17 protein-coding genes are annotated in these 25,801 nt (G+C 69.1%); 7 read left to right on the top strand and 10 right to left on the bottom strand.

Annotation, left to right across the window (positions count from 1 at the left end; all coding sequences use genetic code 11):
• Positions 1–4: 4 nt before the first annotated feature.
• The 4 genes from nrfD (GS424_RS08090) to GS424_RS08075 are packed head-to-tail and all read right to left on the bottom strand — an operon-like array spanning position 5 to position 4,599.
• The gene (nrfD, locus tag GS424_RS08090; protein WP_160941626.1) at positions 5–865 is read right to left on the bottom strand and encodes an NrfD/PsrC family molybdoenzyme membrane anchor subunit; all 861 of its coding nucleotides are present in this window, start codon (positions 863–865) and stop codon (positions 5–7) included.
• The gene (locus tag GS424_RS08085) at positions 865–1,494 is read right to left on the bottom strand and encodes a 4Fe-4S dicluster domain-containing protein (protein ID WP_154331863.1); all 630 of its coding nucleotides are present in this window, start codon (positions 1,492–1,494) and stop codon (positions 865–867) included. The genes nrfD (GS424_RS08090) and GS424_RS08085 overlap by 1 nt, the downstream gene beginning before the upstream one ends.
• Before the next feature lie 15 nt (positions 1,495–1,509).
• Positions 1,510–3,795, bottom strand: a complete 2,286-nt coding sequence (locus GS424_RS08080; RefSeq protein WP_160941627.1) for a molybdopterin dinucleotide binding domain-containing protein — start codon at positions 3,793–3,795, stop codon at positions 1,510–1,512.
• A 30-nt stretch (positions 3,796–3,825) separates the two neighbouring features.
• Entirely contained in the window at positions 3,826–4,599 is a 774-nt protein-coding gene (locus GS424_RS08075; protein ID WP_160941628.1) for a molybdopterin-binding domain-containing protein, read from the bottom strand.
• Positions 4,600–4,835: 236 nt separating this feature from the next.
• On the opposite strand from GS424_RS08075, the gene GS424_RS08070 reads away from it, so the two are divergent.
• Positions 4,836–6,356, top strand: a complete 1,521-nt coding sequence (locus GS424_RS08070; RefSeq protein ID WP_160941629.1) for a response regulator transcription factor — start codon at positions 4,836–4,838, stop codon at positions 6,354–6,356.
• A gap of 22 nt (positions 6,357–6,378) precedes the next feature.
• Here the strand turns inward: GS424_RS08070 and GS424_RS08065 are convergent, their stop codons facing one another.
• Positions 6,379–7,821 carry a helix-turn-helix transcriptional regulator gene (locus tag GS424_RS08065; protein ID WP_160941630.1) on the bottom strand — a complete coding sequence of 481 codons (1,443 nt, stop codon included), beginning with the start codon at positions 7,819–7,821 and terminating at the stop codon, positions 6,379–6,381.
• A gap of 242 nt (positions 7,822–8,063) precedes the next feature.
• On the opposite strand from GS424_RS08065, the gene GS424_RS08060 reads away from it, so the two are divergent.
• Positions 8,064–9,989 (top strand): FAD-dependent oxidoreductase, encoded by a 1,926-nt coding sequence (locus GS424_RS08060; RefSeq protein WP_160941631.1) that lies wholly within the window; start codon positions 8,064–8,066, stop codon positions 9,987–9,989.
• A 63-nt stretch (positions 9,990–10,052) separates the two neighbouring features.
• On the opposite strand, the gene GS424_RS08055 is transcribed toward GS424_RS08060, so the two are convergent.
• On the bottom strand, positions 10,053–11,525 hold the full coding sequence (locus GS424_RS08055) for a LuxR C-terminal-related transcriptional regulator (RefSeq protein WP_160941632.1): 1,473 nt from the start codon (positions 11,523–11,525) through the stop codon (positions 10,053–10,055).
• Positions 11,526–11,824: 299 nt separating this feature from the next.
• On the opposite strand from GS424_RS08055, the gene GS424_RS08050 reads away from it, so the two are divergent.
• Positions 11,825–14,053, top strand: coding sequence for an oxidoreductase (locus tag GS424_RS08050; protein WP_193666558.1), 2,229 nt, complete (start codon positions 11,825–11,827; stop codon positions 14,051–14,053).
• A gap of 58 nt (positions 14,054–14,111) precedes the next feature.
• On the opposite strand, the gene GS424_RS08045 is transcribed toward GS424_RS08050, so the two are convergent.
• From GS424_RS08045 to GS424_RS08030, 4 genes are read right to left on the bottom strand one after another with little or no spacing between them, the layout of a single operon-like run.
• A complete protein-coding gene (locus tag GS424_RS08045) occupies positions 14,112–14,738 on the bottom strand; it encodes a molecular chaperone TorD family protein (protein ID WP_160941633.1) in 627 nt (208 codons plus the stop codon).
• A gap of 17 nt (positions 14,739–14,755) precedes the next feature.
• Entirely contained in the window at positions 14,756–15,616 is an 861-nt protein-coding gene (nrfD, locus tag GS424_RS08040; protein ID WP_160941634.1) for an NrfD/PsrC family molybdoenzyme membrane anchor subunit, read from the bottom strand.
• Positions 15,616–16,245, bottom strand: coding sequence for a 4Fe-4S dicluster domain-containing protein (locus tag GS424_RS08035; RefSeq protein ID WP_160941635.1), 630 nt, complete (start codon positions 16,243–16,245; stop codon positions 15,616–15,618). The genes nrfD (GS424_RS08040) and GS424_RS08035 overlap by 1 nt, the downstream gene beginning before the upstream one ends.
• A gap of 12 nt (positions 16,246–16,257) precedes the next feature.
• The gene (locus GS424_RS08030; RefSeq protein WP_160941636.1) at positions 16,258–19,365 is read right to left on the bottom strand and encodes a molybdopterin dinucleotide binding domain-containing protein; all 3,108 of its coding nucleotides are present in this window, start codon (positions 19,363–19,365) and stop codon (positions 16,258–16,260) included.
• Between the two features lie 235 nt (positions 19,366–19,600).
• On the opposite strand from GS424_RS08030, the gene GS424_RS08025 reads away from it, so the two are divergent.
• The 4 genes from GS424_RS08025 to GS424_RS08010 all read left to right on the top strand — a co-directional run bounded on the left by GS424_RS08025 (position 19,601) and on the right by GS424_RS08010 (position 25,757).
• A complete protein-coding gene (locus GS424_RS08025; protein ID WP_160941637.1) occupies positions 19,601–21,142 on the top strand; it encodes a helix-turn-helix transcriptional regulator in 1,542 nt (513 codons plus the stop codon).
• A 214-nt stretch (positions 21,143–21,356) separates the two neighbouring features.
• Positions 21,357–23,606, top strand: coding sequence for a lectin like domain-containing protein (locus tag GS424_RS08020; RefSeq protein ID WP_218958892.1), 2,250 nt, complete (start codon positions 21,357–21,359; stop codon positions 23,604–23,606).
• Between the two features lie 49 nt (positions 23,607–23,655).
• Complete coding sequence (locus tag GS424_RS08015; RefSeq protein ID WP_160941639.1) at positions 23,656–24,966, top strand: sensor histidine kinase; 1,311 nt, start codon at positions 23,656–23,658, stop codon at positions 24,964–24,966.
• Complete coding sequence (locus GS424_RS08010; protein ID WP_160941640.1) at positions 24,963–25,757, top strand: response regulator; 795 nt, start codon at positions 24,963–24,965, stop codon at positions 25,755–25,757. The genes GS424_RS08015 and GS424_RS08010 overlap by 4 nt, the downstream gene beginning before the upstream one ends.
• The last annotated feature ends 44 nt before the right edge of the window (positions 25,758–25,801 follow it).

Here is a 25,801-nt window from a genome sequence, read left to right as displayed (position 1 = left end):
TTCCCTAGCCGAATATCGGCGCCGCGGCCACCACGACCGCGTAGCGGAACGCGAACCCGCCGACGAGGATGCACGCCCACTCGACGACGCCCATCCACGCGGGGGCCGCCGCGCCCCGGCGGCCGCGCACGACCGCCAGCGCGAGCGGCGCGACGAGGCCGACGGCCACCGTCCCGCCCCAGAACGCCAACGCGCACGAACCGCCGAGCAGGTTCGCCACCGACGCCGCCGCAGCCTCGGCGCCGCTGCCCTGCGTGCCCGACACCACCGCGACGAGCGCCGCGAGCGCGACCGCCTCGAGCACCGGCAGCACGACGGCCGCCCGGCCGAACCAGGCCGGCAGCGCGTCGCCCTTCGGCGCGGCGAAGCGCGCGATGAGCGCGTAGGCCGCATAGCCCGTGTAGGCCGCCGACACCACGAACGCGGCCGGCAGCACCGCGATGTTCCACAGCGGGAAGGCCGGCGAGGTGCTGAGCAGCACGCCCGTGTACAACGACACGCCCACCGCCAGCACCGCCGTCGCCGCCTCGAGCGCCCGGGGAGCGGAGCGCTTCATCAGCAGCAACAAGCCGCACGCGAAGGAGCCCACCAGAAACAGGCTGATGAGAATCACGCCCCAGGTCATCACCGACCCGAGGTTGCCCAGCAGGTTGAGGTAGCGCAGCGGGTTCAACAGGCCGCCCCGCGCGTCCACCGCCAGGATGAGCGCGCCGAGCGCCACGAGCGCGAACGCCGCGACGACGCCGACGAGCTTCGCCGTGCGGCGCGCCTCGTCCCTGCCCGCCGACAGCACGGTGAAGATGAACGTCCAAGCGCCCAGGCCCGCGCAGAACAGGTCGCAGGCGACGATTCCGTCCCAAACCATTACTGCCTCCCCTCGTACGGCGTGAGCACGTTGCCGCCCTTGTGCACGGCGGACACGCGCTTGAGCGCCATCGTCTCTTCCAAATCGACGTAGCGCACCGAGGGCTCCATGCCCATGTCGGCCAGCAGCACCTCGCCGCCGCCCGCCTCGGCCAACAGCTTCGACACGTCGCTGTCGGGGTCGTTCAGATCGCCGAACACGCGGGCCTTCGTCACGCACGTCCCCACGCACGCGGGCAGCAGCCCGTTGCTGGAGCGATGGTGGCAGAACGTGCACTTGTGCACGTCGCCCGTCTCCTCGACGAGGTAGCGCACGCCGTAAGGGCACGCGGCCATGCAGTACTTGCAGCCGATGCACTTGCCGGTGTCGATCTGCACCGAGCCGTCCGCGTCCACGTAGCTGGCGCCCGTGGGGCACACGCTCACGCACGCCGGGTTCGCGCAGTGGTTGCACAGCTTGGGAACGCTTGCGCGACGCACGTCGCCGTCCCTGTCCACGTCCCAGCTTTCCACCCACGTGTTGAAGTGGCCCAGCCCCACGCCGTTCTCCATCTTGCAGGCTACGGCGCAGGCGTTGCATCCAATGCAGAGGGCCAGGTCAATCGCCATGCCCAATCGTTGTTCGCTCATAATCCCACACCTCCCTTATGCCTTCTCGATTTTGAACATGCCGCCGCAGCGCCCGGGGCTCGACGCGTCGTGGTCGGCCAGGATGCTGTACACGCCGTCCTTCGAGACGAGCGGGTCGAGCATCATCTTCGTGCGCACGCCCGCCGCGATGGCCGGGTTGCCCTCGACGCGCTGGCCGTCCACCTCGACGTCCTGCGCGCCGTAGTTGTCGTGGCCGTAGCCGAACGACAGGCTGAACGCGCCCTTCACCTGGCCGCCGCGCACCATGGCCACGCCTTCGGTCACCTCGCCGGTGGGCGTGGTCGCCCGCACGGCGTCGCCGTCGGCGATGCCGAGGGCCGCCGCGTCCTCGTCGTTGATCTCCACGTAGTTGTGCGCGCACAGGTCCCGCATGATGGGGCTGTTCGACAGCATGGAGACGGAGCGGAAGCGCGGCTTGTGCTCGGACACCGTGAACGGGAACTCCTCGGCCGAGTAGTGGTCGGTCATGGGCGACAGGTCGCCGAACGCCTGCGGGTTGTAGCCCAGCGTGGCGGGGAGGCGCTTGCCGGAGTAGCAGTTCGTGGCCAGCGCGCGCTTCTCGTTGTAGATGTACGTCTCGAACGGCTTGAGGAACGCGTAGCGTCCGTCCTCGCCGCGGATCTTCTCGGACGTCCAGTAGCGGCCGCCGCGCGACAGCACATGCTGCACCTTCGGCCACTCCTCGGCGCTCACCGCGGCCTCGAAGTCGGCAGGCAGCTCGTCGAGCCCCTGCAGCCTCGCCTCCTCGGCCGAGATGTCGTCCACCGGCGTCTCGGCGTAGGCGAGGTTCGCGACCGCCTTCAGGTAGAAGTCGGCCGACGTGTCGAACGGGTGCAGGTTGCCCTCGGCGTCGGGGATGGCGTCCGCGCCCCAGCCGGGCAGGTCGCACGCCTTGGCGACGTCGATGAGGAACGTCTCCCAGCACGCGTAGCGCCCGTCGTCCGTCTGCACGGTCTCGGGCGTCTTCGCCTGCCAGCGCACCGTGGTGCCCCAGGCGCCGCTCGACGGCAGGCCGAAGCTCTCGTACTGCGTCACGTCGGGCACGATGTAGTCGGCCACCTGCGCCATCTCTCCGATCACGACGTCGCACACGATGTGCAGCGGCAGCACCGACGGGTCCTTCAGGCGCTCGACCACCTCGTCGCGCATGGCGCCGGGCGTTCCCTGGATGACGTTGCACATCCAGGTGAGCATGATCTTGCACTGGTAGGGGTACTGGTTGACCGCGGACATGAGCGCCTGGCTGTCCGACTGCGGGGCGTTCGTGAACCAGGGCATCTTCGGCTTGGGGTCCTTCTCGCCCGCCGCCACGCGGTTGGCGTACTCCTTGGTCTTCTCCCAAGCCCGGCTGCCGCGCGAGATCATCGCGGCGTTCTTCGTGGTGACGTCGGGGGCGCCCTTGACCGTGGCCAGGTCGTAGCGCACGCCCTTGCCGTCGGTCACCGGGGAGCCGGTGGGGAACGATCCGCCCCGCATCTGGTTCGAGCCGATGAGCGCGCGCAGCACCTCGCGGCCGTTCGGCGTGTCGAAGCCGTTGACGCCGGCCGTGGAGGCGGCGGCCGCGTTCACCGTGGCCTTCACGCCGTGGGAGGCGTACTCCTTCGCCATGCGCTCGATCTCGGATGCGGGGATGCCGGTGATCTCGGCGTACTCCTCGACGGTGCGGCTGCCGACGGTGTCCTTCATGCACGAGAACCCCGAGCGCACCTTGACGCCGTTCACCTCGCCTTCGAAGTCGAACACGCCGCGCTCGCACGCGTCGTGCGCCGCGGGCTCGTTGGTGGCGGCGTCGATGACCACGTAATGCTGCGTCGGCATCGCACCCTCGGCGACTTCTTCCTCGGGCACCTCGATGCCGGCGTCGGCCGCGCGCATGAGCTTGCGGTGGTTCGGATGGCCCTCGTCGACGATCACGAGGTAGCTCGCGTTCGTGAACGCGCCGTAGCCCGCCGCCTCCGCCGCCTTCTGCGTGGTGAACGACAGCACGTCGGCATCGTAGGTTTCGTCGCGCATCATGATCTGCGCGATGGCGGCGTACAGGGCGCCGTTGGTGGTGGGTTTGATGGGCACCCAGGTGATGCCCGGCATCGTCGGGGTGACGGCTCCGCTGGAAAGCGTGGGATCGACCACGTCGATCTTGAGCTTGCCCGTGCGCAGCCTCTCCGTGACGTGCTTGCTGATGTACTGGAAGTTCGACCCGTTCCCGCCCGGGAACGCACCGCTCCAGAGGATGTACTCCGCCTCGTCGATGTCGACGCTGCAGCCGTTCTTAGCGTTCATGTAGAGCGAACTCGCTCCGCCGGCAGCGCCTCAACTGGAGTTGTGGCTGAATATGTTCACGCTCCCGAAGCTCTGGCCGAAACGAGTGTTCAGCAGGCGCCGCCCATCGGCGCGCGTGTTCCACACGATGATCTGGTTCGACTTGGGTCCCAAGTCGGGCTGCTCGGGGTTCATCGGCGTCTCGGGATCGTGCACCGCTTTGAAGCCCTCGATGACGGTGTCCTCCCCGATGTCGGCGAACAGCTTGCCGCCCTCGGTCACCTCCTTGATAAGCTGGTCCCAGCCGATGGGCTTCCACTTCCCCTCGCCGCGCTTGCCGGCGCGCTTGAGCGGCACCGTGATGCGCTCGGGCTGGCTGACGGCGTCGAGCGTACCGTTGCCGCGCCCGCACACCGTGCCGCGCGTGACGTTGCCGCCGTTCGCGTAGCTCATCGAGCGGTACGCGTCCTCGAGCGGCGCGCCGAACTCGAGCGGCGAGCTCGCGCACGCAGGGTTGTACGGGTTGCCGCCCACGCCCAGCACGCTGCCCGTCTCGCGGTCGAGCTTGATGCGGTTGCCGCAGGCGCTGTAGCAGCCCACGCAGCCCGAGTACCGCACGATCACGTCCTCGTTGACGGACACCGCGCCCGTCTTGGGATCGACCGCGGCCTCGATGGGCTTGCCCGTCCGGGGCGCCGGGAACTCCGACTCCGCGGCCACCGCCACGGACGGCAGGGCCCCTGCGCCCGCGCCGGCGACCGACAGGGCGCCCAGGGCGCCGAGCGCCCCGACGAACGTCCGTCGATCCATGTTCGCTTGTCCCATATCCTCCTCCTTGCTTTCCTCTCGTCTGGAAACGCGACGGGGAAAGCGTACGGGCCGGAGGCGCTCCGATCATCACCTGATCAAGGCGTTTTCCCGTCCCGCAACCGGGAAAAGCGTCTCACCTTAATCCGGTGAAATTTGCGTATGCCCAGGTCAACGATCAGGTGAGACGTAACTATGACCGGCGCGCCCCACCGGTCGCACGCTATACTGGTTACCCGTACGAGGGAGGGCGTATGATCGATCATTTCCGGCAGAACCTGTCGACCCATTGGCGCGAGACCGTCGGCTTCGCCCTGTTCTTGGCGTGGGTGTACTGCGCGCTGTTCGGGTGCGGCCTGGCCACCGTCGACGAGACGCTCATGTGCGCGCCTTCGTCGTACGGCCTGGAGTACATCTGGATGATGTGCGGGCTGTTCGAGGCCGTCGGCGCCATCGCGGGCATCGTCGTCGCGCGCAAGCTGCCCCAGGCCGACGAGCTACTGCAACGGCGCCATGTCGCGCTCGCGGCCGCCGTCCTCGCGGCGGCGGGCGCCTTCTTCATCTGGCTCGCCTGGTACGACCGCGTCGTGCTGTTCGACCGCGTGTTCGTGGTGGGCAGCGCGCTCACCGGCTTCGCCATCGTGCTGTTCACCGTCATCTGGAGCGCGCGCCTGCGCCGCCTCAACGAGGCGCGGCTCGAGTTCGTCATCCCCTGCTCGTTCACCATCTCGTTCCTGCTGTATTTCGTCATCCTCCTGACCAAGGAGAGCGGGCTCGTGGTGCTGGCGCTCGTCATCGTCATGAACTTCGCCTCGATGCGGCTCGCCCGCACGGACGCGCCCGCGCCGTCCGCCGAGGCCGCCGAGCCCTGCGCCGGGAAGGCGCCCTGCGGCAACCCGGGGATGCGCTCGTTCGTCATCCTCGCGTTCGCCTCGTGGGTGCAGATCGCGTTCTTCCGCGTGATCTCGACGCCGGCGCTGTCGGGCAACCGGTTCACCCACTACCTCATCCCGTTCTCGTTCGCGTGCGTGCTGTCGCTGGCCATGCTGCTGCTGTGCATCCGCATGTCGCGCTACCTGAACGTGTCGCTGGCCTACCGGTGGAGCCTGCCGCTGTTCATGCTGAGCTACGTGCCCATCATCGTCGACTACGGCAACCCCGGCCTGCGCATCCTGGCCTACGCCATCAACTTCCTCGGAATGTTCGGGGTGCAGTTCGGCTGCTGGATCGGGGCGTGCAAGTACCTGCGCCGCATGGGGTGCAAAACGACGGACCTGTTCAGCCGCTACGCGCTGGGCGAGGGCGCGGGCATCTTCGTCGGCAGCCTCATCGGCCTCGTCGCCGTGAAGGCGCTCGACGGGCAGGGCATCATGACCCTGTCGTTCGTGCTCATGTCGCTCGTGGTGTTCGTGGCCATGGCCACCGGCTTCAACCCCAGCTGGGTGTTCTACCGCAGCCCCTCGGCGCGCCGCCGGCGGGCCGAGGGGCCGGAGGAGGGCGCGAACCCGTGCGCCGACCTCGAGGCCATCTTCCAAGGGGAGGCCGCCGACCTCCAGAGCCGCTTCGGGCTGACCGAGCGCGAGACCGACGTGGCGGCGCTGCTGCTGGCGGGCCGCAGCCGCCCGTTCATCCGCGACGAGCTGACGGTGTCCATCAACACGGTGAGCTCGCACGTACGCAGCATCTTCTCGAAGTGCGACGTTCACTCCCAGCAGGAGCTCATCGACCTCGCCCGCGGAGGCGCCGCCCCCAAGCCCGCCCCCGCGGCGGAGTGAAGCGCCTCCGCCGGCCGGCCGCTCAGGCGCGGGAGGGCGGTTCGCCTGCGCCTTCCTCAACGGGCTCAACGGGCGCAACCATCTCGAGGAGCTCCTCGCGGCTGTGCACGTCGAGTTTCTGGTAGATGCGCCGCGTGTGCGACTTGAGCGTGCCGTTGGCGATGCACAGCTCGCGCTCGATGTAGGCCGACCCCTTCCCCGCCGCGAGCAGCTGCAGCACCTCGCGCTCGCGCGGACTGAGGCCGCGCTTGCGGCCAACCTCGTCGCAGCGCTCCGCCAGCGAGTCGTCGTGCGGTTTCTCGTGCAGGCCGAAGAACGTGGCGCCCCATTCGCGCGAGCGGCGCTCCCCCGACAGCAACGCGACCGTCGCCAGCACCACCAGGATGGCCAGCACGCCCGTCACCAGCGGGTCGTTCAGCGAAACGGGCAGCAAGCCCTCGTTCATCGCCTCCGCCGTCGCATGCCCTCCGACGATGCTGAGCGTGGTGAGCTCCTGGACGCCGCACAGCACGAGCACCGACGTGCCGTAGCGGTGCGAGAGGTCGCACAGCAATATGGTGAGCACGAGGAACATGAGCGCGTACCCGGCCGAGATGCAGAAGCCCGCCACGGCGCTGCCCACCGAGAACGCGAGCAACTCCATGAGCAGCCCGCAGGTGACCAGCACGAACGGCGTGCGGAACAGTGCGGTGAAGTCGAAGCGGTGCGAAAGAAAGTACACCGCCGCGAACAGCGCCGCCGACACCGCCATGGTGCCCCCGATCAGCATGCCGCCCTCGAACGACGCCGAACCCCCGCGCAGCCCGAACACGAACTGGTAGATGCCGAGCACGACGATCAGCCCCCAAGGAAAGCGCACCGTGCTCCACGAGCGCTTGGGCAGGTCGATAACCGGGATCTTGCGGAACCCCGCCTTCATGCAGGCGAGCGAGAGCAGGGGCAGGAGCAGCAGAACCGCTGCGGAGCGGACGGGATCGAGGCCGATGCAGAGCCATCCGAGAACCGACCCCAGGAAAAAGGACCCCGACACGTACAGCACCATATGGAACGGGTCGAAGCAGCTTTGCAGCTCGGCCCACAACAGGATGGACAGCGCCGCGCCGACGCCGCCCGCAACGACGGCCGCGACGGCGAGCGCCTCGTGCGCGCCGGGAACCGCCGTCGCGGCGAACGACGCCGCGGTGGACGCCGTCAAAGCGCCTACGGAGAGGTTCACGAGCGCGCGTCGACGGTACAGCGGCGCGATCCTGCGCGCCAACACCACGCCCGGCAGGAACACGGCCAGCACCATCACGAGGATGAACAAGTCCTTGCCCACGAGCGCGCTGGCGGGGAACAGCTGGGCGAACCGGAAGAACGCGACGTCGTCCCATGCCCGGATGAACGCGAACCCGAAGAAGCACAGCGAGAGATAGCGCAGCTCGGCGACGCGACGGCGGCCCTTGAACGCGCCCTCGTCGTCCATCCCCTGCCTGCTCTGTCCCCGATCGCCGTAGCCCATGCGGCCATAGTAGCAGACCGAGCGCGCGGCGCGGCGCGGGAGCGAGGGTGAAATCGCCCGCGATCCGACGGGTTACAGGGCAGGTTACAACAATACCCTCGAAATCGAGGCGCGGTGGATGCGGAGGGATCGGCGGGATGCGCATACTGGGCGCGGCATCGAACGCCGGGCACGACGCCGTGCCCCAAGGAAAGGGAGGAACCATCATGAACCAGGCACCGATCTCGCGCCGCGCCTTCGTCAGGACGGCCACGATCGCCGGCATCACCGTCGCCGCCTTCGGCATCGCGGGCTGCGCGCCCAAGGCCGAGGGGGCCGAAGGGGCGTACCGGGCCGGCACCTACTCGGCCAGCGGGCAAGGGAAGTTCGGGCCCGTCGAAGTCGAGGTCGCGTTCTCGGACAAGGCGATCGAGAAGGTCGACGTGGTGAAGCTCGAGGAGACGAAGTACATCTGCGACCGCGCCGTCGCCGACGTGCCGGCGCGCATCGTGGAGCACCAGTCGCTCGGCGTGGACACCGTCACGGGCGCGACGCTCACGAGCACGGCGATCCTCGCCGCCGTCGAGGACTGCGTGAAGCAGGCGGGGGGCAACGCCGGCAAGCTCAAGGGGAACTACACCCCGGCGCCGCGCTCCGCCGAGACCAGGGAGCTGGAAGCGGATCTCGTGGTGGTGGGCGCAGGCGCGGCCGGCATGGTGGCGGCCGTAGGCGCGGCCCAGCGCGGGGCGAACGTCGTCGTGCTCGAGAAGAGCTGCAACGTCGGCGGCAACGGGTTGGTGTGCGGCGGCTACCTCGAGTACGCAGGCTCGCCCGCAGACCTGCGGCCCGACATGACCGACATGCAGATCCAGGAACTCGAGGAGAAGCTGGCCGCCGGGGACGGATCGGCCGTGGACCCGTCGTATCTGGCCGCGCTCAAGCAGGAATGGGCCGACTGGCAGGCAAGCGGGACGAAGAAGGTGTTCGATTCGAAGTACCTCCAACCGCTCGAGTACACGCTGCCGTCCGGCGAGGGCTACGAGGGCTCGCTGCGCGTCTGCCAGCGCGAGGTCGACTTCGGCGATTGGCTGATCGCCGAGGGCTTCTCGTTCAAGGAAGTGGTCGGCATCGTCGGGTTCCCGTGGCCGCGCTGGGCCGTGCCGGCCGAGGGCGTGTGCGGGCAGAGCTACTTCGAGCTGTACAACGACATGATCGACCGGAACGGCTATCCCGTGGAGGTCCTGCTGAACACCCCGGCGACCGAGCTCGTCGTCGAAGACGGCCGAGTGACGGGCGTCGTGGCGCAGGCCGAGGACGGCACCGTGTACCGGGTGAGGGGAACGCAGGGCGTCGCGTTGGCGACCGGCGGGTTTTCCGGCAACCCCGACATGCTGCGCGCGTACAACAAGATATGGAACTGGCCCGAGAACAGCGCCATCCCCACCACGAACGCCTACGGTCACCACGGCGACGGCATCACGATGGGCCTTGCGGTGGGAGCCGCCGTGGGGAACATGCACCTGCAGATGCCCTTCCCCTTCGCCGACTGCAAGAACGCGACCGACGAGACCACCGTGGGAGACGACATCGACTGCGTCATCGTGAACAAGGAAGGCAAGCGCTTCATGAACGAGGTGCTCGACCGCTACACCATGACCGAGAACATCATGGCGCAGACCGACCAGATGATGTTCATGATCAGCGACCAGGACACGAGCCGCGTGAACGGCGACGTCAACCGCTACGGCCATAATCTGCAAAGCCTCATCGACCAGGGGCAGCTCTACCGCGCCGACACCATCGAGGAGCTGGGCGAGCAGATCGGCTGCGGCGGCGCGGCGCTCAAGGAGACGGTCGAGCGCTACAACGAGATCGCGCGGACCGGCGAGGATCCCGACTTCGGCCGCACGAACTTCTCGGAGCTGAGCCCCATCGAGAACCCGCCGTTCTACGCGAGCCCCCGCACCTGGGCCATGCACATCACCTCGGGCGGCCTCGTGAACGACCCGGCCGACAACTACGTCGTGCTGCGCGAGGACGGCACGCCCATCGAGGGCCTCTACGCCATCGGCGAGACGGCGAAGGGGCCGGCCGGCGTGGCCGTCATGTCGCAGGGCCTCGCCCTGGCCCAAGGGCTGTTCCCGGAAGCGTAACGACAGCGGGCGACCGCGCCCTCCCCTGCGCTGCCGATCGCGCCCTTCCCGGTCGGCAGCGCCCTACCCGCGGTCGACCGGGACGGTCTCGAGGAGGTCGAGCAGCTCCTGCTTCGAGTGGATCTTCAGCTTCCGGTAGATGCTCTTGCTGTGCGAGCGGACGGTGTTCTCGGAGATGTACAGCTGCTTGGCGATGCTGGGGACGTCCCTGCCTCGCGCCAGCACCAGCAGGATGTCGCGCTCGCGCTTCGTGAGCCCCGCCTCCTGCGCCAGGAAGGCGCATCGCTGCGCGACCTCGTCGACGACGGTGGGGACGGCGGCGGGCCCCTGCGTCCCGTCGCCCGCCGCAGCGCGACCCCCCGCGCGCTCGTCGAGGCCCCTCCTGCGCGCCTGGATCGCCGCGTAGGACATCGCCAGGATGTAGAACACCACGAGCACGATCACCGGGAGCGTGGCCGCGCCGAAGCTTCGCGGGTAGTACACCCACGCGCCCAGCGCCGTCGCGCCCGCGAACGCGAAGTAGGTCGCGCCCGCGAACGCCCCGTACACGTAGGGCGACCACAGCCCGTAGCGCCGCGCGATGGTGACGCTGGTCGACATCATGAATACCGCGACGAACGAGAACAGCACGTACGCCAGGGTGGCCACGGGAAGGGCGAGCGCGTCCCCCGCTATCGAAAGCGCGAGGAGCGCGGTCACGACGACGGGGAAGAACATGCGGTACATCCCCAGTATGCTCAGCTTCCTGAAGACGGACCGCTTCCCGCCGGGCACGTACCAGGCCGCGTACAGGATCAGCGAGGCGGCGATGATGCACCCGCTGGCGACGAGGTTGATCGCGTCGGAGTTCTCGATCCCGTCGAGCGTGATGGTCCTCGTCAGGGCGACCGCGAACGCGATGGCGCACACGCAGATCAGCGGGCTGCCGACCTCCTTCGCCAAATCCCGCAGCCCGGCTCCCCGCCAGCCCTGCCGCACGCCGTCGTCGGCAGGGGCGGCCGGAGCGCGCAACGCGAGCAGGCACAGGACGACCGCCGCAACGACGAGCGCGGGAAACGCGGTCCAGAGGCGCCCGCCGAGGATCGCGAACAGGAGCAGGTACTCGGCCGACCCCATGGCCAAGGAGAGCAGCAGGGTCTTGGTCATGTCGTCGAACGAGAGCCGCGAGAGCACGTGCTGCCACAGCAGCGAGAACAGGCCGTAGCCGATTCCCGCGAGGACGGAGGAGGCCACCGCGGCGATCGTCCGATCGAGCGCGCCCGGCCCGAGGAGGAGCAGCGCGTAGCCGCCGCCCACGAAGGCGCCCGCCGCCACCGCGGCCGCGGCGAGGAAGCGCGCCGTGGGGCGGCCCCGCTTCAGCAGAGCCGCGCTCAACGCGAGCCCGAGCGCGATGGACAGGGGGATGGACCAGCACTTCAGTATCTCCGACAGCCCCAGCTGCGTCAGCGCGCCCAGCGGCAACCCGCCCCAGATGGTCAGCACCCCGATCAGCAGAACCGAGGACAGGCCGAGGCATCTGATCACACGATCCTTCACGCTACCCCCTCCGCCCCTGCCGCACGGCCTTGACAGGCATCCGGCACCGTGCACGCACCAAGCGATCCTCCCCTTCTCCTTCGTTCGCCCCATTGTAGCGCCTCTTCCCAAAATCGCCCGCGCCATGTGGCAAATCGGAGGCCCGTTTCCCGCATTTCACATGGCGTATGTGAGGCGTTTCCCCCTCCCGTTCCGTAGCCTTTCCCTATCGCCATCGGGCGAAGGAGCGCCGCCGGCGACCATCGGCACGACGCGAGGGCGATCGGGGCGCTCGAGGGACCACGACAAGAGGAGGACGTATGGGAATCGAAGTATCGAGAAGGGGCTTTCTCGCAGGTCTCGGCGCGGCGGGCATCGCCGCCGCAGGCGCCGGGCTGGTCGGCTGCGCGCCGAGCGCGGGTTCCGGGGCGAAGGCCTCCGGCGACGCGGCGACGGCCGGCTCGGGCGCCGGGGCGGACGGCGCGGAGCTCATCGCGGCCGCGTACCTCAACCCGCAGGATTACGACTACCGGCAGAGCACGACCGACTTCTCGACGCTCTTCTCGCCCGTGAAGATCGGCGCCATGGAATCGAGCCATCGCATGATCAAGTCGGCGGCCGGCTCGGCGACGTACCTGGGCGGGCTCACCGACGAGTTCTTCCAGTACTACGTGAACCTCGCGAAGGGCGGCGTCGAGATCATCTGGGTCGAAGGCGAGCTCGTGTCGCTGATCACCGGGGACGCCGCCGCGCCCGACGCCGAGGAGTTCTGCAAGCGCCTCGTCGACGAATGCGCCCGGTACGGCGCCTCGCTCGGCCTGCAATGGGCCCAGTTCGCGCCCGACGTGGCCGAGCTCACCGTCGACGAGATCCTCGCCTTCGAGAACGTCGCCGCGGACCTCGCCCGAACCATCCAGGCCATGGGCTTCAAGGCGCTCGAGATCAACGCGGCGGGCTTCAACATCGGCGAGCACTTCCTCTCGCGCTTCCACAACACGCGCACGGACCAGTACGGCATCGGCAGCCTGGAGGACCGCGCCCGCTTCGCGACCGAGTGCATCGAGAAGATCAAGCAGGCGTGCGGCGACGACTTCGCCGTGCAGATGCTCATCGACTGCGTCGAGGAGAACGACAACCTCACCAACAACGCGACGCTCATGGACCTCGACAACACCCTGACCGCGCCGAGCAACCTCGTGATCACCATCGAGGAGGGCATCGAGTTCGCCAAGCTCTTCGAAGCCGCCGGATGCGACTCGCTGCACCTGCGCCTCGGGCCGCTCGGCAACCATCCCTGCCAGTTCGCGAGCGACCTGTACTTCATCCTGTACGGCATCGAGGGCGCGACGGGCTACGGGACGCAATGGGACTTCAGCCGCCACTTCCAGGGATCGCTCATCGCCGACCACAGCGGCGCGGGCATGCTGCTCGACGTCGTCGCGCGCTACAAGGAGGCCGTCGACATCCCCTGCGGCGCCGTCACCTACATGGACCCGGCGCACGCGCCCGACTTCTTCGAGCAGGCGCTCGCCGACGGCAAGGTCGACTTCTTCATGATGACCCGCCCTTTGACCGTGGACAACGAGTACGTCGCCAAGCTCCGCGACGGGCGGGCCGACGAGATCGCCCCCTGCACGCGCTGCCTGCACTGCCACATCGGGAGCAACGAGCTGAACCGCATGATGGGCTACTGCCGCGTGAACGCCCTCACGCAGCGCGTGATGACCGACAACGGGCCGGCCGCCTACGAGCTCGAGCCCGCGTCCTCGCCCAAGAAGGTCATGGTCGTCGGCGGCGGGCCGGCCGGCATGGAGGCGGCGCGCATCGCCGCGAAGCGCGGGCACGAGGTGTCGCTGTACGAGAAGAGCGGCACGCTCGGCGGCCTCTTGTCGTTCGCGAGCATGGTGAAGGGGCCCCACGAGAACCTCGACGACCTCGCCGCCTACCTCGAGCGCCAGCTCGAGCTCGCCAACGTGAACGTCACCACCGGCAAGGAGGTGGACCGGGCGTTCATCGAGTCCGAGGCTCCCGACGCCGTCATCTTGGCGGTAGGCGGAACGCGCGACAAAGCCGACATCGCCGGCGACGTGCCCGTCGTGGACTTCGACTCGTTCATGACGGCCGACCTGGGCGACGACGTCGTGGTATACGGCTCGAACGCCCAGGCCTTCGACTGCGCCCTGTGGCTGACCGTGCGCAAGAAGCGCGTCACCATCGTCACGCCCCACGCCAACGCGGACCTCGACATGCAGCAATCCCAGCACGCGATGCGCTTCATGACCACGGCGCTGTACTCGCTGGGCGTGAAGGTGTGGCCGGAAGCCTCGATCAAGGAGGCCACGGGCGGCAAGGCGGTCATCGCAACCGAGGTGGGGACCGAGGTGACCGTCGACTGCGACGCGATCGTCGACGGCGCCGAGATGGTGCCGAACACGTCTTTGCTCGACGGGCTGTCGGTTGCGGAAACCTACGCGATCGGCGACTGCGACGCCCCGTTCAACATCGCGCTCGCCATCCGCGCCGGCAACGACGTCGGCCGCGCCGTCTAAGCGCCGCGCGCACGAAAAGGGAGGGGCGCATCGCGCGCCCCTCCCGCATCCCGCTCGCTCAGGCGACGGCTTCCGCGGCCCGCGCTGCCAAGGCGCATACGCCGGCGTAGAAATCGTCGTCGGCGCGCGCGGCGCAGCGCGCCGCCGCGGCGAACCAGCCGACGGCGTGCTCGCGCGCGAACTGCCGCAGCAGGCAGGCCGACCGGCGCGCCGCGGCGGGGCCTTCGGCGCCGTTCGCGGCGGCCTCGGCGAGCGAGGCCATGAACGCCAGCTCGGCGACCATCGAGTCGGGCTTCAGCGTCCTGACGGCCAAATCGAAGCCGCCGACGCCGCGGTGCTCGAAGCCCGCGGCCCGATAGCACGCCAGCACGTGATCGGCCCGCGCGCCGCCGGCGGGCGCGTACCTCAGGCGCCCGCCCTCCTCCGCCGCGCCCCGCACGCTGCTCTCGCACAGCGGCAGGAAGAAGGGGCTCGCCGACACGAAGAACCGGTCGTAGTAGCGCTGCCGAAGAACCGCATCGGCCCTCGTCCCATCGAACCGCGCGTCGCCCACCGCCCGCGCCGCCCGGCGCACGCCGTCGACAACCTCCTCGTCAGGCTCGCTCGCCAGGGCCGCGGCGCACGCGCGGGCGATGACGGCGAACCCCCGGCACGCATCCGCCGCCAACGGCTTCTCCTCGTTCATCTTCGAACCCCCTTCCCTTAGGCGAACAGCGGCACGGCCGCCATCACGACGACGTAGCGGAACGCGAGGCCTCCGACGAGGATGCAGGCCCATTCGACCGGGCCCATCCAGCCGGGCGCCCCAACGCCCCGCCTGCCGCGCACGACGGCGAGCGCGCACGGCGCCGCCAATCCCACGGCCACGACGCCGCCCCAGAACGCCGTCGCGTACGCGCCCGTCAGCAGCTGGGCCACGGAAGCCGCCGCGGACGGGGCGGCGCTGCCCTGCGTCGCCGCCACCACGGCCAGGAGCGCGGCGACCAGCAGCGCCTCCGCCGCGGGGAGCACGATGCCCGCCTTGCCCATCCACGCGGGCGCAGCCTGGCCTTCCGCGCCCGCGAAGCGCGCGGCCAGGCCGTATGCCGCGTAGCCCGTGTAAGCGGCCGACACCACGAACGCGGCCGGCAGCACGGCGAGGTTCCACAGGGGGAACGCCGGGGCGGTGCTCAGCAGCACGCCCGTGTACAGCGACACGCCCACGCCCAGCGCCGACCCGACGAGCTCGAGGGCGCGCGGCGGATCCTCGCGCCGCGCCAGCAGCACGAGGCAGGCGAACGCCGTCGCCAGGAACAGGCTGATCAGCACCACGCCCCACGTCATCACCGACCCGAAGTTGCCCAGCAGGTTGAGGTAGCGCAGCGGGTTCAAAAGCCCGCCCCGCGCGTCCACCGCCAGGATGAGCGCGCCGAGCGCCACGGCGACGAACGCCGTCCCCATGCCGATCAGCTTCACCTTGCGCGCCGCCGCGCCCCTGCCGCCGGCCAGCACCGTGAACACGAACGCCCACGCGCCCAACCCGGCGAAGAACAGGTCGCAGGCGACGATACCGTCCCACACCATTACAGCCTCCCCTCGTACGGCGTTTTCACGTTGCCGCCCTTGTGCACGGCGGATACGCGCTCCATCGCCATCGTCTTGTCCAAGCCCAGGTAGTGCACCGACGGGCTCATGCCCATGTCGGCCAGTAGCACGCCCGCGTCGTCCGCCGCGGCCAGCCGCTTCGAGACGTCGCTGTCGGGGTCGTTCAGATCGCCGAACACGCGCGCATGGGTCACGCACGTCCCGGCGCAAGCCGGCAGCAGCCCGTTGGCCGTGCGGTGGTGGCAGAACGTGCACTTGTGCACGTCGCCCGTCTCCTCGTTGGCGTAGCGCACGCCGAAGGGACAGGCGGCCATGCAGTACTTGCAGCCGATGCACTTGCCGGCATCGACCTGCACCGAGCCGTCCGCGTCCACGTAGCTGGCGCCCGTCGGGCATACGTGCACGCACGCGGGGTTCGCGCAGTGGTTGCACAGCTTCGGCAGGTTGGCGCGGCGGATGCGCCCTCCGTCGTCCACGTCCCAGCTTTCCACCCACGTGTTGAATTTCGTCAGCGGCACGTCGTTCTCCTGCTTGCAGGCCACCGCGCATGCGTTGCAGCCGATGCAGAGCGCGAGGTCGACGACCATCCCCAATCTCCGTTCGCTCATGGGAGCTCCTCCTTACGCTTTCTCGATGTTGAACATGCCGCCGGAGCGCCCGGGGCATGAGGCGTCGTTGTCCGCGATGATGCCGAGCACGCCGTCGGCCGTGACGGTGGGATCGAGCATCGTCGTCACGTAGACGCCCGCGGCGATGGCGGGGTTGCCCTTCGCCAGCTTTCCGTCCACCTCGATGTCCTGCGCGCCGTAAGCGCGGTGCCCGTAGCCGAACGACGAGCTGAACGCGCCCTTCACCTGCCCGGCGCGCACCATGGCCTCGCCCGTGCTCACGTCGCCGATCGGGTTCGTGATCTTGACCTCGTCGCCGTCGGCGATGCCGAGGGCGGCGGCGTCCTCCTCGTTGATCTCGATGTAGTTGTGATCGCACAGGTCGCGCATGATAGGGCTGTTCGCCAGCATCGACACCGAGCGGAAGCGCGGCTTGTGCTCGGAAGCCGTGAACGGGAACTCGTCGATCGAGAACCGTTCGGTCATGGGCGACAGGTCGCTGAACGTCTGCGGCCGGTAGTGCAGCGTGCCGGGCAGCCGTTCGCCCGAGTAGCAGTTCTTCGCGAGCGCGCGCTTCTCGCTGTACACGAAGGCGCAGTAGTTGTCCTTGTACCACTTGCTGCGGCCGTCGTCCCCGAAGATGAACGACATGGGCCAGTAGCGCCCGCCGCGCGAGAGCACGCTCTGCACCTTCGGCCACTCCTCGGCCGACACCGCGTCGGCGAACGCGGGCGGAAGCTCGTCGAGGCCTTGCAGGCGCGCCTCCTCGGGCGCGATGTCCTCGACCGGCGTCTCGCCGTACGCGAGGTTCGCCACCGCCTTCAGGTAGTAGTCGACCGCGTCGTCGAGCGGCCACGCCTTGCCGTCAACGTCCTTGATGGCGCCCTCGCCCCAACCGGGCAGCTCGCACGCCTTCGCCACGTCCGCCAGGAACGCCTCCCAGCTCGCATGGCGGCCGTCGTCGAGCCGGATGCTCTCGGGCTCCTTCACCTGCCAGCGCACCGTGCTGCCGTAGCCCGTGAACGCGGTCCCCACCTGGGGGATGCCGAAGCTCTCGTACTGGCTGACGTCGGGCACGACGTAGTCGGCGTACTGGGTGCCCTCGCCGATGACGAGGTCGCAGGCGATATGCAGGGGCACGTACGCCGGATCCTTGAACCGGTCGATCACCTCGTCGCGCATCGCGCCCGGCGTGGCCTGCAGCACGTTGTTCATCCACGTGGTGAGGATCTTGGCCTGGTAGGGGTAGCGGTTGACGATGGACATGAGCGTCTGGGCGTCCGAAAGCGGCGCGTTGGGGTACCAGGGCAGCGCCGGCTTGGGATCCTTCTCACCGGCCGCGACGCGGTTGGCGTACTCGGCCGTGCCCTCCCATGCCTTGCCCGTGCGCGCGATGGCCGTGGCGTTCTTGGCCGACACGTCCGGCTTGCCCTCGATGTCGTTCAGCTTGTAGCGCGCGCCGTTGCCCATGGCCACGGGGGTCATGCTGTACGGCACGTTGCCGCCGGTCATCTGGTTCGACCCGATGAGGGCGCGCAGCACGACCGTGCCCATGGAGGCGTCCAGCCCGTTGACCGCGATGCAGGAACCGCCGTTGGCCCAGATGCACGCCTTGACGCCGTGGGAGGCGTACTCCTTCGCGATGCGCTCGAGCTCGTCGACGGAAACGCCCGTGATTTCGGCGTACTCGTCCATCGTGTAGGCGCTCACCGTCTCCTTGAGCAGGAGGAAGCCCGTGCGCACCTTGACGCCGTTCACCTCGCCCTCGTACTCGAGCGCGCCCTGAGAGCACTGGGAGTGCAAGGCCGGCTCCCCGGTGGCCGCGTCGACGACGACGTACTGCTCCACCGGCTTGCCGGCCTTGTCCTTGGCCTCGGGAGCGTCGATGCCGGCATCGGCCGCGCGCATGAGCTTGCGGTGGTTCGGATGCCCCTCGTCGACGATGACGAGGTAGGAGGCGTTGGTGTGCGAGGCATACCCGCCCGCGACGGCGGCCTCCTGGTTGGGGAACGCCAGGAACCGGGCGTTGTGGCGCTTGCCGTCGATGATGCTGCGCGTCAGGGCCGAAGCGAACGCGCCGTTCGTGGCCGGCTTGATGGGGACCCAGCTGATGCCCGGCATCGTGGGCGTCACGGCGCCGTTCGCCAGCGTGGGGTCGATGACGTCGATCTTGAGCTTGCCGGCGGCGAGGTTCTTCGTGGTGCGCTTGGCGGAGCTTTGGAAGTTGATCCCGCTCGCTCCGGGGAACCCGCCGAACCACAGCGCATACTCCGCCTCCTCGGGGTCGGGCATCATGGTGTTGACCGATTCCTGCAGAAGCGAGCCCGCGCCGTTGGCGCCGGCGCAGCTGGACACGTGCCCGTACTGGTTGAGCGTTCCGAACGAAGCGGCGAAGCGGCTGCTGAACGCGCCGCGCCCGTCGGCCCGGCCGCCCAGCATGACCAGCTGGTTCGACACGGGGCCCAGATCGGGCTGCTCGGCGTTCATCGGCGTCGACGCGTCGCAGAGCGCCTTGAACCCTTCGACGTCGCGATCCTCCCCGATGTCGGCGAACAGCTTGCCGCCCTCGGTCACCTCCTTGATAAGCTGGTCCCAGCCGATGGGCTTCCACTTCCCCTCGCCGCGCTTGCCGGCGCGCTTGAGCGGCACGGTGATGCGATCGGGCTGGCTGACGGCGTCGAGCGTGCCGTTGCCGCGCCCGCACACCGTGCCGTGCAGCAGGTTGCCCTTGCCGTTGGCGTAGCTCATCGAGCGGTACGCCTCCTCGAGCGGCTCCTCGTGGTTCAGGTACGGGTACGCGCACGCGGGGTTGTACGGGTTGCCGCCCACGCCCAGCACGCGCCCGGTTGCCCGGTCGAGCTTCACGCGGTTGCCGCACGAGCTGTAGCACCCCACGCAGCCCGAGTACCGCACGATCACGTCCTCGTTGACGGCGACGTCCCCTGTTTCGGGATCGATGCGCGCCTCGATGGGCTTGCCCGTCCCGGGTTCCGGGAAAGCGGTTTCGGCGGCGACGGCGACCGCCGGCTGCGCTCCCAGGCTCGCGCCTGCGAGCGACAGCGCGCCGAGCGCCCCCATCGCCTCGACGAACGTGCGTCGATCCATGTTCATGTCCCCCATTCGTTCTCCTCCTTCGACATTCGGGGTTCTCCGAGTGCGGAGTCTAGCGCCCCCGCAGCGGGCGCTTCATCACCTAGTCGAGGGATTTTTGGCGGGAAAATCGGGCGATCGAGCCTCACCTGATCAAGTGAGTTTTGCATCGTGCCTGGTCAGAGAATTACAACCGAGGTGGTGAGCTTTCCATCCCCGGGAGGCGCGGCCGCCCGATGCCCTATAATCGTGCGCGGGAGGAACCATGAGAGAATACTGCGCTCGCTACAAATCGCCATACCTGCGCGAAACCCTGGGATTCGCGCTCTTCCTCGCGTGGGTGTACTGCAGCCTGTTCGGCTGCGGCTTGGCCAGTTACGAGAACTCGCCGGTCGGCGTGACGACGGTGTACAACCTCGAGCACGTCTGGATGGTGAGCGGGCTCTTCGAAGCCCTGGGAGGCATCGCCGGCATCGTGGCCGCCCGCTTCGTCCCGATGCCCGACCGCCTGCTGAAAGGGCGCGTCCTGGGCGCGCTCGCGCTCGCGTGCGCGGTCGTGGGAAACTACGTCACCATGACCGCCTGGGCGGACTTCCCCGGCCTGTTCTGGCAGCTCTACCCGCTCGGCGGGGCGCTGACCGGCGCAGCCATCGCGCTGTTCATCATGCTGTGGGGCGTACGCCTCGGCTCCTACGACGAGGCGTACGCGGAATTCGCCATCCCGCTGTCGTTCACGCTGGCCTTCGCCCTGTACTTCGTGCTGCTGCTGACGAAGCAGGGTCACGTGCCCATGTTCGTCGCGCTCGCCCTCATGATCGCCGCTTCGACGTTCTTCGCCGTGCGCAGCAACGTCGCCGAGCGCGCGGAAGCCCCGAGGGCCGGGCGAGGCCGCCCGGAACGCGACGAGGGCGGTCGGCAGGGCCTGCTCTCGTTCGCCACGCTCATAGCGGTATCGTGGGTGCAGGTGGCGTTCTTCCGCATCATATCGACGCCGAGCCTCACCGGGGATCGCTTCACCCACTACCTGCTGCCGTTCTCGTGCGCCTGCGTGCTGTCGCTCGCCATGTTCCTGCTGTGCCTGCGCATGTCGCGCTACCTGAACATCTCGCTCGCCTACCGGTGGAGCCTGCCGCTGTTCATGCTCAGCTACCTGCCCATCTTCGCCGACTACGACAACGCCGAGCTGCGCATGCTGGCCTACGCCATCAACTTCCTCGGGATGTTCGGCGTGCAGTTCGGCAGCTGGGTGGGCATGTGCAAGCGCCTGCATCGCTCGCACGGCAACGCCCTGCGGCTGCTCGGCGCCTACGCGTTCGGCGAGGGGCTCGGCATCTTCGCCGGATGCGTCGTCGGCCTGTACGTGGTGGAGTCGATGGACGCGCACGGCATGATGGAAGTGTCCATCGCGCTCATGGCGGCCGTGATCTTCGCCGCCATGGTCACCGGGTTCAACCCCGCCTGGCTGTTCGACCGGCCGAGCGCCGCGCGCGACGGCGACCGCGACGGAATGCGCGCCGACGCGGCCGACGGCGGCGGCGAGGGCGGCATCGCCCTGCTGCACCGGCAGGAAGCGCAGGCCCTTCAGACGGCCTACGGCCTCACGAGCCGCGAAACCGACGTGGCCGCCCTCCTGCTGGCCGGTCGCAGCCGGCCCTTCATCCGCGACGAGCTCGTGGTGTCCATCAACACGGTGAGCACGCACGTGCGCAGCATCTTCTCGAAATGCAGCGTGCACTCGCAGCAGGAGCTCATGCTCCTCGCCCGCAACGGCTCGCCAGCGGCGAGCGAGGGCGACCGGCGCGCGTAAGGGGCCATCCGCGCCGGCAACGACGCCGCCCGCGCCGCCCAAGCGCCGCCGCCGCGCACGAGGGGGGGGGCTCCGCGCGGCCTCCGCTTCCAACCCGAACGCCGCCGGCCTCTCCTTCCCCGCCGGCGACGCTCCCCGTTTGTTGTACTTTTGTTGTTCGGCGGACGATATGGTGCGCTGGTCGCATCGAAAACAATCGCAATCGGAGGTTCACGTGACCGCAAGAACGCCCTTCCCGCGGCTGGCCCGCATCGTCTTGGCATGCGCGCTGGCGGCAGGGCTCGCCCCCGCCCTCGCCCATGCCGAGGAGGCGCCTCGCGAAAGCGACGTCGTCGACCGGTTCGCCGCCAAAAGCGAGCAGGCCTTGAACCGCTACGCCCTCACGGGCAACATCGACGACCTGCGCGACGTCACCGCCTACGCCAACGCGGACGCCGTCGTCGCGGCGCGCTCGAGCGAGGCGCTTCCCCCAACGTACGACCTGCGCGACGAGGGCTTGGTCACGCCCGTGAAACTCCAGAACCCGTGGGGCACGTGCTGGAGCTTCGGCGCCATCGCGGCGTGCGAGACGAGCATCATGTCCGAGCTGGGCTGGAACGCCGACGCCGGCCAGGTGCTGGATCTTTCCGAGCTGCATACGGCCTGGTTCGCCTACACGCCGCTGGCGGACGACGCGGGATCGCAGGCAGGCGAAGGGCGCCATTCCACGTCGAGCGACCCCAACGCCATCCTCAACGAGGGCGGCATGCTGTACACGGTCACCTCGGTGCTGTCTTCCGGCATCGGCCCCGTGCTGGAATCGGACGCCCCCTACCGGAACAAGGCGGGCGACGTCGAGTACGTCGAAAGGCCGACCGACGGGGCGAGGTTCCCCTACTGCTACTCCGCCGAAGGCGACTGGTCGGTTCCCGAAGACCAACGCTTCGCGCAGGTCATGGAACTGGAGGAGAGCTGCGTGCTCCCCTCGCCCGCCAGCAAGGACGCCGACGGCGCGTACCGGTACGACCCCGCCGGCACCGACGCCATCAAAGGCGAGCTCAAGGAGGGGCGCGCCGTCGAGATAGCCTTCGCCGCCGACCAATCGAAGCCGAACCAGGCCGATCCCGCGAAGTACATCAACGCGAACGACAACGCCTGGGCGCACTACACCTACGACGCCGATGCCGAGGCGACCCACGCGGTCGCCATCGTCGGCTGGGACGACGCGTACGGCGCAGACAACTTCCTCGAAGGCCACCAGCCCCCGGGCGACGGCGCCTGGATCGTCAAGAACAGCTGGGGATCGAGCTCCGAATCGTTCCCGAACGGCTTCGAGGGCACCCCGATCAACGGGTGGGGCGTCGACGGGGAGGGGTACTTCTACCTTTCCTATTACGACCGGAGCATATCAGTCCCCGAATCGTTCGACTTCTACACCGAGGGTTTCGAGCCCGACGCCGAGGCCGGCTACTACTTCGTCAACCAGTACGACTACATGCCCTCCGACGGCGTGGCGGCCATCCAGAAAGACGAGGAGGTGGCGATGGCCAACGTGTTCGAGGCCGAGGAGAACCAGCTCGTGCGCTCGCTGTCCTGCGAGACCGCGAGCCCGAACACGACGGCCACCTACGAGCTGTACCGTTTGAACGACGGGTTCGAGAACCCGACGGACGGCGAGCTCCTGACCGCGGAGAGCAGGACGTACGAGTACGGAGGCTACCACCGCATCCAGCTGGACGAAGGCGGTTTCCCCCTCGAGAAGGGGCAGCGCTTCTCGGTCGTGGTGACGCTTCGGCAAGCCGACGGCCAATACGCGGTGCTAACCGACCGGGCGCTCAACGAGGAGGGGCTGGAGAAGGTCAACGAGAACCTCCCCGAGGAGGATAAGGGCATCGTCTACTCCGTCGGCGTGGTGAACCCCGGCGAGAGCTGCCTTCTCGAGGACGGCGTTTGGACCGACTGGGCCGACGACGTCGCCGCCATCAAGGCGAAGGCCGTCGAAGAGACGGGGACCAGCACCTTCGACTACGACAACTTCGCCCTCAAAGCCTACGCCGACCCCATCGCCGAGCCGCCCATCCACGAGGCCGTCGCCGTCCCCGACCTGGTCGGGCTGACCGAAGCCGAAGCGTTGGCCGCGCTCGAGCGCGTCGGGCTGCGAGGAGAGGCGGGCGCCGCCGAGCATTCCGACGCCGTGGAGGCCGGGCGCGTCGCGCGCCAGGACACGGCGGCGGGCGCGGAAGCGGACAAGGGCTACCTCGTCACCTACTTCCTGTCGCTCGGGAAAGACCCCGCTGCCGCCCCTGGCGGGCCCGCGGGCGGCGGCGACGAGCAGGGCGCCGCCGCGCCCGTCGCGAAGCGCCTCGCCTCCACCGGCGACGAGGGATCGCCGAGCGCCGTCGCGCTGGCCGTCGTCGGCGCGATCGCGGCATGCTCCGCCGCCGCGGCCTTCGCGTTCGCCCGCAAGCGGAGACCGCGATGCTGAGCGGCGATCGCCGAGGGAAAGGTCGGCGATCGCCTGTAAGGAGGGCGTCTTGCACCAGCTCAACGTAGCGCTCGACGGGTACAGCGCCCTGCTCTGCGCAGTGCTGGGATCATACGTGCTGATCGGCGGCGATCGCCGCGATCAAGCGAACCGGTGCTTCGTCGGGATCTGCGCGTGCAACGCCGTCATGGCGCTCGGCGACCTGACGTCCTGGGCGTTCGCCGCGCCGCTGAACGGGACCGAGCACGCCGTCATGCTCGCGGGGACGTTCCTGTTCTACGCGGCTCCGGCGCCCCTCTTCCTGTGCTTCACCGGCTACATCGTCGCCTTCCTCTCGAAGCGCACCGCGCTGCCGCACAACTACCTCCGGCTGTCCGTCGTCCTGTTCTCGCTCTACATGGCGGGGTGCGTCGCCTCGCTGTTCAACGGGATGTTCTACTCGGTCGACCCCGCGACCGGCTACGCGCGCGGACCGCTGTTCTGGCTGGCGCAGACGGTGCCCGTCATCCTGCACCTGCGCAACGCCGCCATCGTGGTGCGCTACCGCTCCTGCCTCGAGCGCAAGGAGTTGCTGGGCTTCGCCGGCTACATCGCGCTGCCCATCGCGGCGGAGGCGATCCAGGTGGCGTGGTTCGGCATCGCGCTCATGAACACCGCCGTGGCCTTCGCCATCCTGCTCGTGTTCCTGAGCATCCAGTCCGAGCGCAAGGCGCTGCTCGCCCGGCGCGAGCAGGAGCTGGCCGAGGCGCGCTCCGACATCATGCTGAGCCAGATCCAGCCGCACTTCCTGTACAACACGCTGACCGGCATCCGCGAGCTGTGCTCGAGCGACCCCGCCGAGGCGGCGCGGGCGGTGAACGATTTCTCGCTGTTCCTGCGCGAGAACATGGCCTCGCTCACCAGCAAGGAGCCCATCCCCTTCGAGCGCGAGCTGCGCCACACGATGACGTACCTCAGCCTCGAGCAGCGCCGCTTCGGCACGAGGCTGCAGGTGGAGTTCGACATCGCCCATCGCGCCTTCAGGCTGCCGCCGCTCACCGTGCAGGCGCTGGCCGAGAACGCGGTGCGCCACGGCGTGTCCGCGCGGGAAGAGGGCGGGTGCGTGCGCATCGCCACCTGCGAGGACGGGGGCGTCAGCGTGGTGACGGTGAGCGACGACGGCGCGGGCTTCGACGCCGCGCGGGCCGCCGCGGGCGACGGGCGCGTGCATGTGGGCATCCAGAACGTGCGCGCGCGGCTGGCGGACGGGTGCCGGGGAACGCTCGAGGTGCGCAGCGAACCCGGCGCGGGCACGACGGCGACGATCCGCATCCCGCGCGCCGACGGCGATCGCGGCGGCGAGGAAGGAGGCCCCCGGTGAACATCATCGCCGTAGACGACGAGCCCCTCGCGCTCAAGGACCTGGTCCGCACCCTGCGACGCCTGCAGCCCGGCTGCGAGCCGCTCGAGTTCGCCACCTCCCGCGAGGCCCTCGAGCACGCGGAGGCCGATCGGGTGGACGTGGCGTTCCTCGACATCGAGATGCCGGGCATGGGCGGGCTCGCCCTGGCGAAGCGCCTCAAGGACCTGCAGCCCGACCTGCACGTCGTGTTCGTGACGAGCTACGAGCAGTACGCGGTGGACGCCTTCGCGCTGCACGCCACCGGCTACCTGCTCAAGCCGGTGCAGGCCGACGCCCTCGAGCGCGAGCTGACCTTCGTGTACGAGCATCGCACGCTCGACCGGCACGCCCGCGTGCGCATCCAGACGTTCGGGGGCTTCGAGGCGTTCGTCGACGGGAAGCCCCTCGCGTTCAAGCGCTCGAAGACGAAGGAGCTGCTGGCGCTGCTGGTGGATCGGCGCGGCGCGACCCTCACCGCGCGCGAGGCCTGCGCGGCGCTCTGGGAGGACAAGCCCTGCACCGCGTCGCAGCGCAGCTACTACCAGTCGCTCGTGGCCGACCTGCGCTCCACGCTCGCCGCCGCCCGCGCCGGCGACGTCATCGTGAAGGGCTGGAACAGCCTGGCCATCGACCCGGGCGCCGTCGACTGCGACAGCTACCGGTTCCTCGACGGCGACCCGGCGGCCGTCAACTCCTATCGCGGCACCTACCTCCCCTCGTATTCCTGGGCGGAGTTCTCCGCGGGCGCGCTCCGCTCCCGCTTGCGGTAGCGCCGTCGACGGGCGGCGCGGACGGCTCCCTGTTGCACTTTTGT

The sequence above is a fragment of the Eggerthella guodeyinii genome, assembly GCF_009834925.2.
Classification (GTDB): domain Bacteria; phylum Actinomycetota; class Coriobacteriia; order Coriobacteriales; family Eggerthellaceae; genus Eggerthella; species Eggerthella guodeyinii.
Note: the sequence above shows the minus strand (reverse complement) of the source record. Positions and strands in the feature narration are given on the sequence as shown.

Bases quoted from the DNA above. Each gene is read 5' to 3' on its own strand.
- GS424_RS08070 (WP_160941629.1), top strand. From the start codon at position 4,836: ATGATCGATCATTTCCGGCAGAACCTGTCGACCCATTGGCGCGAGACC.
- nrfD (WP_160941634.1), bottom strand. From the start codon at position 15,616: ATGGTGTGGGACGGTATCGTCGCCTGCGACCTGTTCTTCGCCGGGTTG.
- GS424_RS08025 (WP_160941637.1), top strand. From the start codon at position 19,601: ATGAGAGAATACTGCGCTCGCTACAAATCGCCATACCTGCGCGAAACC.
- GS424_RS08060 (WP_160941631.1), top strand. From the start codon at position 8,064: ATGAACCAGGCACCGATCTCGCGCCGCGCCTTCGTCAGGACGGCCACG.
- GS424_RS08085 (WP_154331863.1), bottom strand. From the start codon at position 1,494: ATGAGCGAACAACGATTGGGCATGGCGATTGACCTGGCCCTCTGCATT.
- GS424_RS08075 (WP_160941628.1), bottom strand. From the start codon at position 4,599: ATGGGACAAGCGAACATGGATCGACGGACGTTCGTCGGGGCGCTCGGC.
- GS424_RS08030 (WP_160941636.1), bottom strand. From the start codon at position 19,365: ATGGGGGACATGAACATGGATCGACGCACGTTCGTCGAGGCGATGGGG.
- GS424_RS08065 (WP_160941630.1), bottom strand. From the start codon at position 7,821: ATGGACGACGAGGGCGCGTTCAAGGGCCGCCGTCGCGTCGCCGAGCTG.
- GS424_RS08035 (WP_160941635.1), bottom strand. From the start codon at position 16,245: ATGAGCGAACGGAGATTGGGGATGGTCGTCGACCTCGCGCTCTGCATC.
- GS424_RS08045 (WP_160941633.1), bottom strand. From the start codon at position 14,738: ATGAACGAGGAGAAGCCGTTGGCGGCGGATGCGTGCCGGGGGTTCGCC.
- nrfD (WP_160941626.1), bottom strand. From the start codon at position 865: ATGGTTTGGGACGGAATCGTCGCCTGCGACCTGTTCTGCGCGGGCCTG.
- GS424_RS08050 (WP_193666558.1), top strand. From the start codon at position 11,825: ATGGGAATCGAAGTATCGAGAAGGGGCTTTCTCGCAGGTCTCGGCGCG.
- GS424_RS08080 (WP_160941627.1), bottom strand. From the start codon at position 3,795: ATGAACGCTAAGAACGGCTGCAGCGTCGACATCGACGAGGCGGAGTAC.